The sequence below is a fragment of the Chitinophaga sp. genome, from assembly GCF_035538455.1.
GTDB lineage: Bacteria > Bacteroidota > Bacteroidia > Chitinophagales > Chitinophagaceae > Chitinophaga.
The window spans coordinates 1-15,293 of the sequence record NZ_DATLKJ010000034.1 but is presented as its reverse complement, the minus strand read 5'-3'; the positions used below and the strand labels follow the sequence as shown (position 1 = coordinate 15,293).

General features: G+C 46.8%; 15 protein-coding genes. 10 read left to right on the top strand and 5 right to left on the bottom strand.

Annotation, left to right across the window (positions count from 1 at the left end; genetic code table 11):
• Positions 1 to 171: 171 nt before the first annotated feature.
• Positions 172 to 666 carry a SixA phosphatase family protein gene (locus tag VM802_RS03550; protein WP_325528040.1) on the top strand — a complete coding sequence of 165 codons (495 nt, stop codon included), beginning with the start codon at positions 172 to 174 and terminating at the stop codon, positions 664 to 666.
• On the opposite strand, the gene proC is transcribed toward VM802_RS03550, so the two are convergent.
• A complete protein-coding gene (proC, locus tag VM802_RS03545) occupies positions 663 to 1,460 on the bottom strand; it encodes a pyrroline-5-carboxylate reductase (RefSeq protein ID WP_325528038.1) in 798 nt (265 codons plus the stop codon). The genes VM802_RS03550 and proC overlap by 4 nt on opposite strands.
• Before the next feature lie 85 nt (positions 1,461 to 1,545).
• Here proC and VM802_RS03540 point away from each other — a divergent pair, with 85 nt between their 5' ends.
• Positions 1,546 to 4,842: an AAA domain-containing protein gene (locus VM802_RS03540; RefSeq protein ID WP_325528036.1), complete on the top strand. Its 3,297-nt coding sequence runs from the start codon at positions 1,546 to 1,548 to the stop codon at positions 4,840 to 4,842.
• 88 nt (positions 4,843 to 4,930) lie between these two features.
• Here VM802_RS03540 and VM802_RS03535 read toward each other — a convergent pair whose 3' ends face one another.
• Both VM802_RS03535 and dusB read right to left on the bottom strand, forming a co-directional pair.
• Positions 4,931 to 5,500, bottom strand: a complete 570-nt coding sequence (locus VM802_RS03535) for an NUMOD4 domain-containing protein (protein ID WP_325528034.1) — start codon at positions 5,498 to 5,500, stop codon at positions 4,931 to 4,933.
• Positions 5,501 to 5,545: 45 nt separating this feature from the next.
• On the bottom strand, positions 5,546 to 6,613 hold the full coding sequence (dusB, locus tag VM802_RS03530) for a tRNA dihydrouridine synthase DusB (RefSeq protein ID WP_325528032.1): 1,068 nt from the start codon (positions 6,611 to 6,613) through the stop codon (positions 5,546 to 5,548).
• A gap of 203 nt (positions 6,614 to 6,816) precedes the next feature.
• Between dusB and VM802_RS03525 the strand changes: the two genes are divergently transcribed.
• The 5 genes from VM802_RS03525 to VM802_RS03505 all read left to right on the top strand — a co-directional run bounded on the left by VM802_RS03525 (position 6,817) and on the right by VM802_RS03505 (position 10,000).
• Positions 6,817 to 7,767 (top strand): CPBP family intramembrane glutamic endopeptidase, encoded by a 951-nt coding sequence (locus VM802_RS03525; protein ID WP_325528030.1) that lies wholly within the window; start codon positions 6,817 to 6,819, stop codon positions 7,765 to 7,767.
• A gap of 29 nt (positions 7,768 to 7,796) precedes the next feature.
• Positions 7,797 to 8,039, top strand: a complete 243-nt coding sequence (locus VM802_RS03520) for a putative signal transducing protein (protein WP_325528028.1) — start codon at positions 7,797 to 7,799, stop codon at positions 8,037 to 8,039.
• Positions 8,040 to 8,103: 64 nt separating this feature from the next.
• The gene (locus tag VM802_RS03515; RefSeq protein WP_325528026.1) at positions 8,104 to 8,988 is read left to right on the top strand and encodes a phosphatidate cytidylyltransferase; all 885 of its coding nucleotides are present in this window, start codon (positions 8,104 to 8,106) and stop codon (positions 8,986 to 8,988) included.
• A gap of 106 nt (positions 8,989 to 9,094) precedes the next feature.
• Positions 9,095 to 9,748: a phosphatidylserine decarboxylase family protein gene (locus VM802_RS03510; protein WP_325528024.1), complete on the top strand. Its 654-nt coding sequence runs from the start codon at positions 9,095 to 9,097 to the stop codon at positions 9,746 to 9,748.
• A gap of 27 nt (positions 9,749 to 9,775) precedes the next feature.
• Complete coding sequence (locus VM802_RS03505; RefSeq protein ID WP_325528022.1) at positions 9,776 to 10,000, top strand: hypothetical protein; 225 nt, start codon at positions 9,776 to 9,778, stop codon at positions 9,998 to 10,000.
• A gap of 41 nt (positions 10,001 to 10,041) precedes the next feature.
• Here VM802_RS03505 and VM802_RS03500 read toward each other — a convergent pair whose 3' ends face one another.
• A complete protein-coding gene (locus tag VM802_RS03500) occupies positions 10,042 to 10,737 on the bottom strand; it encodes a YjjG family noncanonical pyrimidine nucleotidase (protein ID WP_325528020.1) in 696 nt (231 codons plus the stop codon).
• A gap of 93 nt (positions 10,738 to 10,830) precedes the next feature.
• Between VM802_RS03500 and VM802_RS03495 the strand changes: the two genes are divergently transcribed.
• The 3 genes from VM802_RS03495 (at position 10,831) to VM802_RS03485 (ending at position 14,423) form a co-directional block, all read left to right on the top strand.
• On the top strand, positions 10,831 to 11,532 hold the full coding sequence (locus VM802_RS03495) for an SDR family oxidoreductase (protein WP_325528018.1): 702 nt from the start codon (positions 10,831 to 10,833) through the stop codon (positions 11,530 to 11,532).
• A gap of 151 nt (positions 11,533 to 11,683) precedes the next feature.
• Complete coding sequence (gene batD / locus VM802_RS03490; RefSeq protein ID WP_325528016.1) at positions 11,684 to 13,618, top strand: aerotolerance protein BatD; 1,935 nt, start codon at positions 11,684 to 11,686, stop codon at positions 13,616 to 13,618.
• Between the two features lie 19 nt (positions 13,619 to 13,637).
• Complete coding sequence (locus tag VM802_RS03485; protein WP_325528014.1) at positions 13,638 to 14,423, top strand: tetratricopeptide repeat protein; 786 nt, start codon at positions 13,638 to 13,640, stop codon at positions 14,421 to 14,423.
• On the opposite strand, the gene VM802_RS03480 is transcribed toward VM802_RS03485, so the two are convergent.
• Positions 14,420 to 15,232, bottom strand: coding sequence for a sensor histidine kinase (locus VM802_RS03480; protein WP_325528012.1), 813 nt, complete (start codon positions 15,230 to 15,232; stop codon positions 14,420 to 14,422). The genes VM802_RS03485 and VM802_RS03480 overlap by 4 nt on opposite strands.
• Positions 15,233 to 15,293 lie beyond the last annotated feature (61 nt).

The following is a 15,293-nucleotide window of genomic DNA, read 5'->3' as shown; positions in this document are numbered from 1 at the left end:
AAAAAATATATAAATCGCGAGATGACTAAATCATTAAATAACTAAGCGTTAACCCTTTCCATGTTAATTTTGTCTTAAATAACCCTCGCCCCCCTGACATAATAAGGTGAACGAGTTAACTTCCTATTAAAATCAGTATTTTTAGTATCCCAAACTTTCCGTTTTCAGCCCATGAAAACATTATTATTAATCCGTCATGCAAAATCAAGCTGGACCGATCCGGATATGGATGACTTTGACCGTCCGCTGAACAAGCGCGGGAAGCAGAACGCTCCGGAGATGGCCAAGCGACTTATTATGCGGGGAATGGTACCGGAATTGATCATTGCCAGTCCTGCCAAACGCACCCGAACCACCGCGAAGATCATGGCTGGGGAGTGGAAGTATCCGAAACAGGCTATCCTGCTGGAAGAGGAGCTATACCTCTGTTATGCAGCCACCTTCCTGAAGGTCATCACTAAGATCGACGATGACTTCAATGCAGTGGCTATCTTCGCCCATAACCCCGGTATCACAGACTTTGCCAACTATCTCACAGAAGACATCAGAATCGATAACGTTCCCACTACCGGGATCTTTGCCATTCAGGCCGACACTGACTGCTGGAAAGATTTTGACCTTGCCAAAAAGAAGTTCCTGTTTTTTGACTATCCGCGCAACAATTAACCTTTCACAATTTTATTATACGACACAGTAATCCCCTTTATCAGTGATGAACTGAACCCCTGATGTTCCATCTCGTTCAAACCAGCTATCGTACAGCCTTTAGGAGTGGTAACCTTATCTATCTCTTCTTCCGGATGCCGGTTTTCACGGATCAGTAGTTCCGCTGCGCCCTTTACGGTCTGTGCCGCAATCAGGCTGGCAGTACGCACATCAAAACCGATTTCGATCCCCCCCTGTATGTTTGCGCGGATAAAACGCAAGGCATACGCAATACCGCAGGCCCCCAATACAGTGGCTGCATCCATCAGTTTTTCATCAATACTGACGGTAGCTCCTAACTGGTCAAACATGGTTTTTACGTAACCTACCTGCTCCTCTGTGGCGTTTCTGTGGCAGACACATGTCACCGATTCCTGTATGGCAATGGCAGTATTGGGCATGGCGCGCACAATGGCAATGCCCGGTACAATATGCTCCAGGTCATCTATGCTTACACCCGTTACAACGCTGATAAGTACCTGCCTCGCAGGATTAAAGGCGCCTTTCAGCTCCTGCAGCACATCTCTCACATTGTAGGGCTTCAGTGCCACTACTATCACGTCAGCCTGGCTGATCGCCTTGGCATTATCTGTTTCCACCTGCACGCCTGCTTCTTTTAACGTTGTCAGCGTACTGATGTTTCGTTTGGTTACTGTAATATCTGAAGGCTGCGAAAACCCGCTCTTCAGCAGCCCCTGGGCGATGGCTGATCCCAGGTTTCCTCCTCCTATAATGGCTATTTTTCTGGCAGACATAAAAATGCTTTTTCAATATAAATCATACGGAAGGTATAACAATTGCGCCATTGATACAAGCCAGTGATTTTCTTAACTTGCGGCTATGCAGGCACCATATAAAGCAGCTGCGTTTTTCGCCAGGATAAAGGAAACGCATAATTTATTAACCCCGGAAGAAAAAATCCGTCATTATAAGCTGATACTGGAAAACCTTTTCCGTGAGCTTACCCAAACAGAGTCCAGGTCATTCGGGAACCTGTTTGCACGCATGCAATTCTATTTCGATAAACATCCGGTACCTGCCGATATACGCCGGCAACTCACTGCCCTGCGCATACTAACGGCAAAGCCTGTACGTGGTTTGCAGCGTTGGCAGGAAAATATGGATCTTCTCTGCCTGAAAGCATTGGCTACCGCAACATCCTGGGCTTACCAGCAACCAGTCCCGGATACATTGCTGGCATTGTTCGGGACCTGTGGCAATGACATCCTCTCTTTCGCTTATCAACACAGGCCATCAGATCTTGTACTGCTAAAGTGCATGATCACAACGGTAGGTCCACTTATGCTTACAGCCGAAGGAAAGCAAGCATTTCTGCTGGATGTAAAAAATGATGAGCAGGGCGATTTCCACCTGTTGCTCGATAACCTCCCGGCTGCCACCATTGCCGCGTTGCACTCACTGTTACGCCCATACGACACTGTGCTGGTACATTACTGCCGGCTGGGCGATACAGAACAAACATATGTAACTACTCCGGAAAGTCTGCTGATACTGGAACCAGATCTGCTGATCGACATCAGTGATCTGGCGGAATGCTTCACGCACAAAGGAGCCAATAAGCTACTGTATCTCATTAAAAAACTGACTCCGCAGCAAACATCACCGGCAGCCTTCAAGGGAAACCTCGTAAATGCGCTGCTCGACGAGATGCTTCGCAACAACGAAATAGACTTCAAAACTTCCTTCGTGGAAGCTGTGGCAGAAAACGTTTTGCAGGCCGCTGCATATGGCCGCGAGAAAATTAATGAGATGTACCGCGACATCAGGCAACAACACTGGCATAATCTCCATAGCACAGTGTCAGAGCTGAAGGGGAAACCCGTACGCATTGAGCCGGCATTCTTCTCTTCCCGGTACGGCTTGCAGGGCCGCCTGGATATTATGGCAGAAGATGACACCGATACGCTGCGTAAAGAGATTTTCGAACTGAAAAGCGGCAAGGCTCCCGACTTCAACACCTGGAAGAACCATGAGATGCAAGTAGTAGGCTATAACCTCCTACTGCGCTCAGCTTTCGGGCAACACCGCAAAGGCAGCTCCGCGATCCTCTATTCTGCCGCACAGTCCAATCCGCTGAGAAACGTAAGCAGTACGCATTACAGTGAAAATGAACTGCTGCTGCTCCGCAACGAAGTGGTAGCCATGTTGCTTCGTCTCGCCTGTGGAGAATACGGGATACTCTCAACCATCACCTGTGGAGCTGCCACCGGGCTTCCCCCATTCAGTGCAGCGCATTTCATTTCATTTGAAAATGCCTGGGGTAGCGCACCGGTCATAAATAAAGCCTACTATGAGCAGTTCCTGGGATTTGTGCTCCGGGAATACCTGCAGGCAAAGTGCGGTATGTTTTCGGAAGTAAACCGCGAAGATGATGCAGATGGATTCTCCGCACTATGGCTACAGCAGGAGAAAGAAAAAGCATCCCGCTTCAATATAATCACAGGGTTACAGTTCCGTGAATTTGATCAGAACAACAGCACTGTTTATTTTAACATAGCCGTTTCCGTCAGTCACAACTTTCGTATAGGCGATACCGCTATCATATATCCCCGCACAGGAAATGAACTGCAGCCACTGCAACAACAGCTCCTGAAAGGCAGAATTGATGACCTGGGAAGAGATAGCCTCGTTTTTTCGCTCAACAACAAACAGATGACGCTGGACTTCTTCAGCCAGTATGATGAATGGATCATTGAACACGATATTTACGAATCCAATTATTGGTCAGCGGCAGCAACGCTTTTTTATATACTGTCGCCCCATTACCGGCAGCGCAGCAATATGTTACTCGGCCTTGAAACACCACGCAGACGGCCATTACAACATCCTGTGCCCGCCATGTTCAACAGTAACCAGGAACAGATTGTAAGAGAAGCGCTTGAGGCCGAAGACTATTACCTGTTACAGGGCCCACCTGGCACAGGCAAAACATCCTCGCTGCTTACCACCATTGTAGGGGAAATGATAAACCAGAAAAGGCATGTGATCATCGTTGCGTTCACCAACAAAGCGGTAGAGGAAATATGCACCAAACTGGAAGCACGCGAAATTCCACATATGCGTCTTGGTGGCCGCAATTCAACAGCTGCGCAACGCCTCAAACAATACTGCCTGGGCGGCGCCCTGGATGAAGCCAGGGAGTATATCACCGGGCATCGGGTATTTGTGGCCACTGTAGCCACGATGGCATCCCGGCTGGAACTACTGCTGATGATGGGGATCCCGGCAGATACGCTGATTGCCGATGAGGCCTCACAGCTTACAGAGCCACAGTTGTTAGGACTACTGATGCCTTTCAGAAAGTTTATCCTTATCGGTGATCAGAATCAACTACCTCCCGTAGTGGCACAGGAGCCACACTTCTGCAGGGTGGAAGAGCCTCTGTTGCAGGAGGCGGGCATCACCGATCTGCGCCGCTCAGTATTTGAACGACTGATGCAACACTGCAAAACCAGCTCCTGGCCACATGCATGGGGGATGCTCAATACGCATTTCCGTATGCATGATAATATTGCAGGTCTTGTTAACCATTACTACGCTGGACAGCTGGCATCCGGAAAAGCTTTGCAGCGGGCTGCCTTTGAGGTCACAAGGAGGACTACGGAAACAGGCTGGGAGCGGGTGCTGGCATTGGGTAGAAAGGTATTTGTACCCAGTCCCTATGAGCCAACATCTAAGATGAATACCACCGAAGCATCAAGGGTGTTTTCATTGCTACAGCACCTGAAATCCCGCTATGGCACTAACTTCTGTCAGGATACAGTCGGAGTAGTAACCCCCTGGCGCACACAAATCAGCCTGATCAGAGAACTGATTGCCGCTGACCATGAGCTGCAACAGGCAGACATTAATATCGACACGGTAGAACGTTTCCAGGGGTCCGAAAACGACATTATCATTGTGTCACTGGCGGTATATCATGCCGCACAGGTGCATACATTGCAGAGTCTGGGCCGGTTTAAATGGGAAGAAGAGGAGATTGAGGTAGACAGAAAACTGCTGGTAACGTTATCGCGCGCACGAAAACAGGTAATATTGATGGGATATGAGCCAGTGTTGAAGGAAAGTGCGCACTACCGGAAGGTATTGCAGGAGATGGAGAGGGCAGAGCTGTAATTAACACGAAGTAAATAACTATGGCCATACCTGCTGTATGGCCATAGTCAGACAACATCATATATGATCATTCCTGGCAAACCAGGCTTTAATCCACTGTTACATGCGCCCAGTTCTCACCACTTTTAATGCGGTATAGCTGCATTTCGCTGATTTCAAACTGTTCAGCAATCTGCTTCATGGTTTTCTTACCAGGCTTGGAGAGCAGACGTTTGATATTTTTCACCTTGCTGACATTCAGCTTCAGACCCTTTATCCGGTTACGCTGTTTTTCTTTGTAAGCCAGCTTAGCGGGGCTGTTCTGCTGATGCTCTTCCATTTCCTCCTTGGTAGCCCATTTGAGATTGGTGGCTTTGTTATTTTTTTTATCGTAATCGATGTGGATCACATACCTGTGGCCACGGCCTGCTCTTTTGTTGAAGAGCTTGGCCACTTCGCGGTGCAGGTAAAGTGACTGGTAGCTGTCGGCAGGCTTTACGTTTAAAACCGTATAGCCTTCCACGGTAGAACCCGTGAGGAGCTTACCATCTTCCGTACTTTCATGATAACTGATCACTCTCCCCATGTTGGAAACAGCGTACTTTTTACGCAGGGCAGATTTGTTTTTAATCTGTAAGTCTTTCCAGACTTCATTTTTCAGATTTTTAATTGTGGTCATGTGAAAGTAATTTTATTTTTTTGTTTTCTTTGGGGGCTTGTCCGTTTATCCGTAGACGTTACAACCAGCCATTTCATTATTAGCTGGTAGGTAATTATGTTCAGCTAACTGGGGAGTCATCCTTTCGAATATATGATCTTTATAGTGTGATACAATTGCGTTCAGAACTTCTTCTATCTCTGCTAGTGTCTTGTAAGTTACTAATTGTTGCCTGAATTCCTTTACATGTGGCAAGCCTTTGAGGTAATTTGTATAATGGCGGCGCATTTCAAGGATGCCTACTATATCTCCTTTCCATGCTACAGATTTATGAAGGTGTTTTCTGCATACTTCTACTCTTTCCAAAACAGTTGGAGGCGGTAAATGTTCGCCCGTCTTCATAAAATGCTTGATCTCTCTGAAAATCCAGGGATAGCCGATAGCGGCGCGTCCTATCATTACTCCATCTACACCGTATTTCTGTCTTGCTGCGATAGCTTGTTCCGGCGTACATATGTCACCGTTACCAAAGATAGGAATTTGTATGCGAGGATTATTCTTTACTTTTCCGATCAATGTCCAGTCTGCACTGCCTTTATACATCTGTGTGCGGGTGCGGCCATGAATGGTCAACGCCTTGATGCCAACGTCCTGCAGTCTTTCTGCCACTTCTTCGATGTTCTTGGTTTCATCATCCCAACCCAGGCGTGTTTTGACTGTCACGGGTAGTTTGGTTGCCTTCACTACGGCAGCAGTGAGCTTCACCATTTTAGGTACATCCTTGAGGATGCCTGCTCCTGCGCCTTTACAGGCTACTTTCTTCACCGGGCAGCCGAAGTTGATGTCCAGCAGATCCGGGTTAGTGGCTTCTACAATTTGCGCAGCCATGGCCAGCGGCTCTTCATCTCCACCGAAAATCTGGATTCCTACCGGACGTTCATAATCAAAAATGTCCAGCTTCTGACGGCTCTTAATGGCATCACGGATAAGCCCCTCCGAAGATATAAACTCTGTATACATCAGATCGGCTCCATTGTCTTTACATACCGCACGGAAAGGAGGGTCACTTACATCCTCCATAGGCGCCAACAATAAGGGAAATTCCCCCAACTCAATATTTCCTATCTTCACCATAAACTATATACGATAGCAGCAGCGGTTATAGATATTATTTAAATGTATTATTTATTATTCCTTTTTACAGCGGGAGATTTGCAGCTACTATCTCTTTATTAACAAAATTTACAAGCGATACGTGCATTTCCAGAAATCTGCTATTTTTCTGCAAACTGAAATTCGCAATGTAAATTTACGCAAATTTAATACAGTATTTCTTTATGACCGGTTATCTGAAACAGTCGCCCCTGTTTTTACAGTTCGTTACTTTTCTTGGATTTTTCTTTGGATTCACATTCCTTTACCTGTTTGGCCTTCAGGCTATCATTGGGCCATTGACGGGCCATTCTCTGGCTGAACTGCAAAGCGGCGACCTTACAGACCCTAACCTTATCGGCTATCTGAAAATAATACAGCTCTTTTATAGCATTGTTACTTACTTCATCCCGGCAGCCCTGTTCTGCTATCTCTGGCAGCCTTATCCTGTTGAGTACCTGGGTGTGAAGCCAGGTCCCCGTGGCTGGCAGATCGTGTTGTCGCTGATGGCGATATACAGTGTATTATGGGCAGCAGGATTGTTGAACGAATGGAACCAAACCTGGCCGGTACCGCAAGAGGCACGCCAGATGCAGGCTGCTGCCGAAAGGGTTATAAAGATGATGCTGAGTATGCCCAGGCTGCAGGACCTTTTCGTGAACCTGTTTCTGGTGGGCATTGTGCCAGCTATAGCTGAAGAGCTGTTCTTCAGGGGTGTATTACAACGGCTTATCATTAAGAGCACCCGCAAAGTATGGCTGGGTGTATTCATTACGGCAGTTATCTTCAGCGCCATGCATGGCGAAATACTGGGCTTTATGGCCAGGGTAATACTAGGTTTTGTGCTGGGTGCTATCTATGTTATCAGTGGCAATCTGTGGCTGAGCATCTTTGCTCACATTCTCAACAACGGCATGCAGGTAGTGATGATGTATCTCTTCCAGCATGGCATGACGAAAACAGATCCGACAAAGGATACACCTGTGGAATGGTACATCGGACTATTGAGCGCAGCCGTTACCGTTGGTTTGCTATGGGCGCTCAAAAAGAAATCGGATGATGTGGATATGACTGACCGGTTAGACAGGCCGGATTCAGGTACAGACGCGAATTCCATCGGAATGGATGAAAATTAGTAATTTACCGGAGGACAAAAGCTTGTATTATGGAAAAAGACTGGGTTAAAATATTTTCAACCGATCTTGTTTTTGAAGCAGAGATCGTAAAAGGGATGTTGCTTGAACATGGAATCAATGCGGTATTGCTCAACAGACAGTCATCTTCCTACACTATTGCGCTTCCCGGACAGGCAGAATTATATGTGCATGAGTCCGAAGAAAAAACCGCACGCGACCTGGTTCAGCTCCATAACAATCATCCTGAAGGAGATACTCCCCAGGCAGACTGATTTGCTCTATCGGGTAATTTTGTACACTTTTGCGTGTCAGAACTAATCAACAGAACTACGCATAATGAAGACATTCTTTACCCGCACTGCGTCTGCACTGGTATTTGTAGCAGTAATGCTGGGCGGCATCTTATGGAATCCCTTTACCTTCTTCCTGCTCTTTTTCCTGGTAGGGTTCTTTGCCCTGCAGGAATTTTATAAGCTTATGAGGCTGATTGACACCGATTATGCGGCCATCCCGGCGCTGCATAAGTGGGGGATTATGGTAGCCGCCTGCGGGATTATGCTTGCCTTTACAGGTAATAACTTCGCCATAGGTAGCATAGTGGCCGGATTCATCGGCTGGTGGGTGGCAGTCATATTTTTGCTGGTGATGCCATTGGGAGAAATATTACTGAGCAAGGATTTTTCTTTAAAGAACATTGGTTACTCTGCCCTGGGGCTATTATATGTGACCATCCCTTTCAGCCTGCTGATACATATCCGCCTGAATGCACCTGATATTCATTACACCGCCGCCGACATAGGCACTGCTCCGGGCTGGCTAATCCCTTTATTGCTGATCATTTTCATCTGGATCAATGACACCATGGCCTATATTGTAGGCTCGCTTATCGGCCGGACACCGTTCTTTCCATCCATCTCCCCTAAAAAAACGATGGAAGGTTCCGTAGGAGGCATGATCCTCGCAGTGGCTGCCGCCGGCGTGTATGGCTGGTTCTGGGGACGGGAGTACCTGGCACTGCAACATTGGCTGGTACTGGCCGGCATAGCGGCTATCTTCGGCACCATCGGCGATCTGCTGGAATCCAAACTCAAGCGCATGGCCGGTGTTAAGGACTCCGGACGCATCATGCCAGGCCACGGCGGATTCCTCGACCGTTTTGACTCCATGCTGCTGGCTGCTCCCTTCGCCTGGATATATGTTCACTTCTTTATGATGGGATAACAGAAATTCATATTTTCAAATTTTTGAATTGAAGTACCTTCGCATTATATCTTAACCATTCCTGGTAACAGGAATTTATATAACAACTTAACTAATAAAGAAAACAATGAAGATCCATCGTGAAGGATTTGCGACCATTTCTCTTGTATTCCTGGTGCTGGCCTGTATCAACGGCGCCGTATTCTACTGGTTTGGTAACCTGCCAGCCCTTGATTGGACCGTACTGATCATATCCATTATTTTCTTCCTGTTCATCGTATCCTTCTTCAGGATACCTGCCAGGAAATTCACTGCCGGCGATCCGCTGGTAATATCTCCCTGTGATGGTAAAGTAGTGGTAATAGAAGAAGTGTATGAACCGGAATATTTTAAAGATAAACGCTTGCAGGTATCGATCTTCATGAGCCCTGCCAATGTTCATGTGAACAGAAATCCCATCAGCGGAAACGTGAAACTGTCCCAATACCATCCCGGTAAATACCTGGTGGCATGGCATCCCAAATCATCCACAGAAAATGAAAGACACTCTGTGGTAATTGGCAACGGCAAAACAGACATCCTGGTAAGACAAATCGCCGGCGCACTCGCCCGTAGAATTGTGAACTACCTCAAACCGGGCATGCAGGTAAATCAGAATGAAGAAATGGGATTCATTAAGTTCGGCTCCCGTGTAGACCTCTACCTGCCGATCGGTACAGAAGTGGCCGTTCAGCTGGAACAGGTAGTAAAAGGCGGTCTGACCGTTATCGCTAAAATTTAATATCTTCCTGAAAATAAAATCAGCAGCATGAAAAAAGTTCTCACTGGTATTACAGCATTTTTACTGATAGCAGGAGTGGCTATCGCTCAGGATAAAACCAAGGGTAAGGCAACCGCTGAAAAAACAGAAAAATCGTCTGCTAAAAAAGAATGCGCTGCTGACTGCAAAACCACTGCAAAAGGAAAGAGCTGCTGCACACAACCGGGGAGTGCCGCACGCCTGAGAATGGCGGCTGCTAGGAAGAAAGCATAAATTTTCAGCCTTCCGCTTTCTGAAGTGGAAGGCTGAAATCTTTATAAAATCGCCCTCAGTTCACGCAAGTGCCTGATGGTATAAGTAGGTGTAAAGTCCCCGGGCGGATTAGCAGGGTTAAAGTATACCTGGTCCATCCCTACATTGTGAGCGCCTTTGATATCCAGCTCCATCGCATCTCCCACCATAATACTTTCTGACGCAGTAGTACCGGCTTTAGCCATCGCAAATTCAAAAATCTCCGGATAAGGTTTCAGGCTGCCCGCCAGTTCAGAAGTAATGATATGTGTGAAGTAATGATCGATTCCCGAATTCTTCATTTTCAGCAACTGCGTTTCCTCGAAGCCGTTAGTTATCATGTGCATAGGATATTCCCTGGCAGCAAGATAATCAAGCGTTTCTTTTGTTTCAGGGAAGAGTGCTTTCTTTCCAGGCAGAATATCCAGAAACTGGAAAGTAAGTTGTTGCACCAGTGTTTCATCACCTATTTTGAAGTCCAGCAGGCAGAGGCGAAATCGCTTGTCACGAAGGTCGTTACGTGTAATTAAACCTTTACGGAAACGGTCCCACAGATTTTCATTGTGTATTGTGTAAGAAGCATGAAAAGCCTCAAACGAAGTTACACCACGGCTTTCAAGGGAATGCATGTCATACAGCTCCTGTAAAGTTTCCCGTTCGTTGGTCTCAAAATCCCAGAGCGTATGGTCCAGGTCAAAGAAAAGATGTTTGTATTTCATGACGCCGCAAAGTTACAAAATACCGTTCAGATACACAGGCGGGAGCTGCGATTCAACTAAATTCACTATTTTACCATTTCAAGCAACGACACTATGAACGCAGTTATAACAGGCGCCAGTAAAGGCATCGGAAAGGCTATTGCAGAGCGATTGGTACAGGAGGGTTTTAACGTAATCATCTGCGCCAGGAATCCGGATACACTGGCGGCAGCAAAATCAGTCATACAGGCAAAAAATCCAGCTGCCACTGTGATCGCCGAATCAGTGGATATGGGTGATAAAGCACAGGTACTGGCATTTGCAGAAAAGGTAAAAACCGCCTTCACAACGGTAGACATCCTGGTAAATAATGCCGGTATCTTCATTCCCGGCGCAATACACCAGGAACCCGACGGGCTACTTGAACAGTTGATGGCCGTAAACGTATACAGCGCATATCATCTTACCCGTGAGCTGCTCCCGCTGATGATTGCTCAACAGAGCGGGCATATCTTCAACATGTGCTCCACAGCCAGCTACAAGGCCTATCCCAACGGCGGTTCCTACAGCATCACCAAGTATGCGCTGCTGGGTTTCAACAAAAATCTGAGAGAAGAACTGCAGTCCTATAACATTCGTGTCACAGCCGTAAGTCCCGGACCTACACTCACACCGTCCTGGGATGGGTTTGATGGCCCTCCCGACAGGATGATGCCCCCGGAAGATATTGCCAGTGTTATCTGGTCTTCCTATACCCTGGCCAAACAAACGGTGATAGAAGAAATCCTGCTGAGACCTATTAAAGGTGACATATAACCCTTTTTAACATTTTGTTATTTTTAATATTCTCACTCCCTAATGCAGTAGGATGCAATAAATAACAAAATCCCTCTATGTTTTAACTAAGTTTTAACTGGTCTATATACCGCACCCGTGGCGGGTTTGGTTAAATTTGTTTACATAAATTATGAAGGACAGATTTACTATAAGGAAGTGTATTCTCTCTATTCTATGCTGTTTGGGAGTAGTGGCCTGCGCACAAGCCCAGGAATTCCGCTTCACTACCAGCGTGAGCAGCAATACCGTGTCGCAGGACGAACCTTTCCAGATTCAGTTTATGTTGGAAAATGGTGTAAACATTGCCAGCTTTACCCCACCAAGCTTCAAAGATTTTGAAGTGCTCCAGGGCCCCTCCCAGATGCAGGGGCAATCCATTTTCAATGGAAAGCGATCAGAATATATTGCACTTAGCTATGTACTGCAACCCAAGCGTGTGGGCAATTTCACCATACCTGGCGCACAGGCGCGTGTAAACGGGAGCCTGGTTAAATCCAACCCGGTACTGATTGAGGTGAGAAAAGGCAACGCCCAGGCACAGGCGCCACAGGCAACGCCGCCCCCCGTGGGACACCGCGACCGCAGCTCCGGAGGCGAAGAGCTTCCTGAAGGCGTGCTCAGAAAAGGAGAGGACATCAACGCAAAACTGAAGAAAAATATCTTCCTGAAGGTGGATGTAGATAAAACAGATCTCTATGAAGGAGATCAGCTTACCGTTACCTACAAACTCTACACACGCCTCCCCACCAATTCCAGCGTTACCAAAGTACCCGCTTTCAAAGGCTTCTCAGCGAAAGATATTGAACTACCTAATCCGCCACAGGCCACAGAAGAACGTATAAATGGCATTCCTTTCAAAGTATTCACCATCCGCAAAACACTCCTCTTCCCCCTGCAGTCAGGAACACTTGATCTCGACCCGGTGGAAGTAAACAATGAGGTAAGGCTGGTGAAACTCGTCAGTGGAAAGCAATCCAAAGCCAAAGATCAGTTTGATGATTTCTTCAATGACCCGGCTTTTAAAGATCCTTTCTTCGACGATTTCTTTAACAGACCGGAAGTGGAATATGAAGATGTGCCTTATAAAATCCAGAGCACACCCATCAAAGTGAATGTGAAACCGTTACCCGCTGAAGGAAAACCGGCCAGCTTTAACGGCGCTGTAGGTCATTTCAACATGACAGCTACCGTTGATAAAACCAAGCTCAGCACAGATGATGCGCTGACGCTTAAGGTTACCATCAGCGGACAAGGCAATGTAAACCTGCTCAACTCGCCCAAAGTGGAAGTGCCTACCGGCTTTGAAAAATATGATCCGAAAACAACAGACGATATAGAGAAAAACAGCAACCCGCTCACCGGCAGCCGCCAGTTTGAGTATGTACTCATGCCGCAGGAAGCAGGACAACATACCATTCCGGCCGTTGAGTTCTCTTACTTTGACCCGTCAGCCAACAGTTATAAGACACTCCGCTCCGAACCTTTTGTTATTAATATCACACAGGGTAAACGTATAAAAGAAGATAAACACGATTTCAGTGTAGGTAAAAACGAACTGGTGAAGATTGACACCGGTCTGCACAAATGGTCAAAGAAGCAAGGCTGGCTTATCACCAGCGCCTGGTTCTACATACTGCTGCTGTTACCGCTGCTCATAGCAGGAGGACTAATCCTCTACAAGCGCAAACAGGATTACAATATTACCAATGCTGCCCTGCTCAAACATCGCTACGCCAACAAAGTAGCGTTGAAGAGACTGGAACTGGCTGCCCGTTACCTGAAAGAAGGTAAAGACAAATCCTTCTACGAAGAAACCTCCCGCGCAGTATGGGGCTACCTGAGTCACAAGCTGAAAATACCTTTTGCAGATCTCAGCAAGCAACTGGTGCAGGAGAAGCTGTCAGCACGCCAGATCAATGGCAGCAATACCAGCGATCTCTTTGAACTCATAGACAACTGCGAGATGGCCCTGTACGCACCCAGCCATAATAATAACAAGATGCAGGGCACCTATACACAGGCGGTGAATATCATCACAAACCTGGAAGATGCGCTGAAGAACTAATTATCTAAGAACAGGCAAGATGCTGAACACAAAAAATATAAAACCATTTTTCTTCATCATATCCCTTTTTGCGGGACTGATAGCTGGCCAGGCCACGCAGGCACAGGCCCTTATCCCGCAACAGCGTTTCGATGCGGCTAATAACCTTTACCAGCAAAATAAGTTCACCGAAGCCGCCGCTGCCTACCAGGAATTGATGGATGAAGGCTATACGCAGAAAATGCTTTACTTCAATGCCGGCAATGCCTACTACAAGGCCGGGAAAAATGGCAGTGCCATCTACAGCTATGAAAAAGCTTTACAGCTGGCGCCCAACGATGCTGTCATAAAACATAACCTGGAACTGGCCAATCAGAAAGTAAACGGCTACGTAGAAGAACTGCCGCTTGTATTTTTCCAGCAATGGTGGCAACAGCTTTCGCTGCTACATTCCCCTAATGGATGGGCAACAGGAGCTATACTACTTTTCTGGCTGCTTACAGCAGGTGTGTTGCTCAACACTTTCCTGCCAGGATGGAAAAACAAATTCCTGCGCTGGGGTAACTATACACTGGGTACGCTCTTCGTATTATATCTGATCTTCTCCATCAGTACTTACTTCGCAGCTAACGATCACAGCACAGGTATCGTGATGCACAGTAACATCAGAACCAAAACAGCGCCCGATGACAACAGCAGGGATTCATTTGAAGTGCAGGAAGGAATGAAGGTACATGTATCCGATGCTACAAAAGACTACTGCAAAATAGCGCTGGCTGATGGCAAAACAGGATGGATCAGCTGCGCCTATATCAAAAGGCTCTAACCGGCCATCGACTGCCGTAACATAACAGGCCGCATGCTAATTACCAGCTGATTACCGCTTGCATACCCCTGCTCGTTAAGCAGTTGTTTTGTCTGTATTCCCGCCTGCATATGGTACTTTTCACTCATCATATACAGCCGCTCAGCGGCTATATCTATTCCGGCTGCCTGCCTTTCACCAGTGGCATCAAGCATTTCCAAACCAGGGTTTCCATTGTCTTCCAGACAGATCAACAACCGCTCATCTTCTTTACCGATCAGAATCTGCAGAAAGCCGCCTGACTTCTGTGGACGTTGCAGCAGCTGATTCCAGATGGCATATTGTACATATGGCTGAATAATAAGGGGAGGCACAAAAGTGGACTGCTGATCTACTTCAGGCGAAATAAGCACGTTGTAGGTAAAGCGGCCTTCGAAGCGAAGTTGCTCCAATTCTATATACAATGCCAGTGCTTCCAGGTCATCCTGGAGTGATACCCACTCTTTATTGAAATTACCTATCATAAGGCGCATCAGCCGTGAAAACCTGGTGAGATACAGCGAGGCCATATCCGTGCTGGTGGAAAGAATATAGTAATGGATAGCATTAAGGCTGTTAAAAATGAAATGCGGGTCCATATGCGCCTGGAAGGCATGAATCTCCAGGTTAACCTGCGCATGGTGTTTGGTTATTTCTTTCGCCGAAGCTCTCCTTATTTTTCTTTCCCGCAGAAAAAAAACTGTAACCAGAGTTGTGAGGCTTAACAAAAAAAACAACCAGTACAGCCATCCTGCAGCAAATACTATTTTACTGAGATAATGATGTACCACTCTAAACTTTTCAGGGCATTAATGGTGTGTTTTAATAAGCTTCGATAAATATCGGTTAATT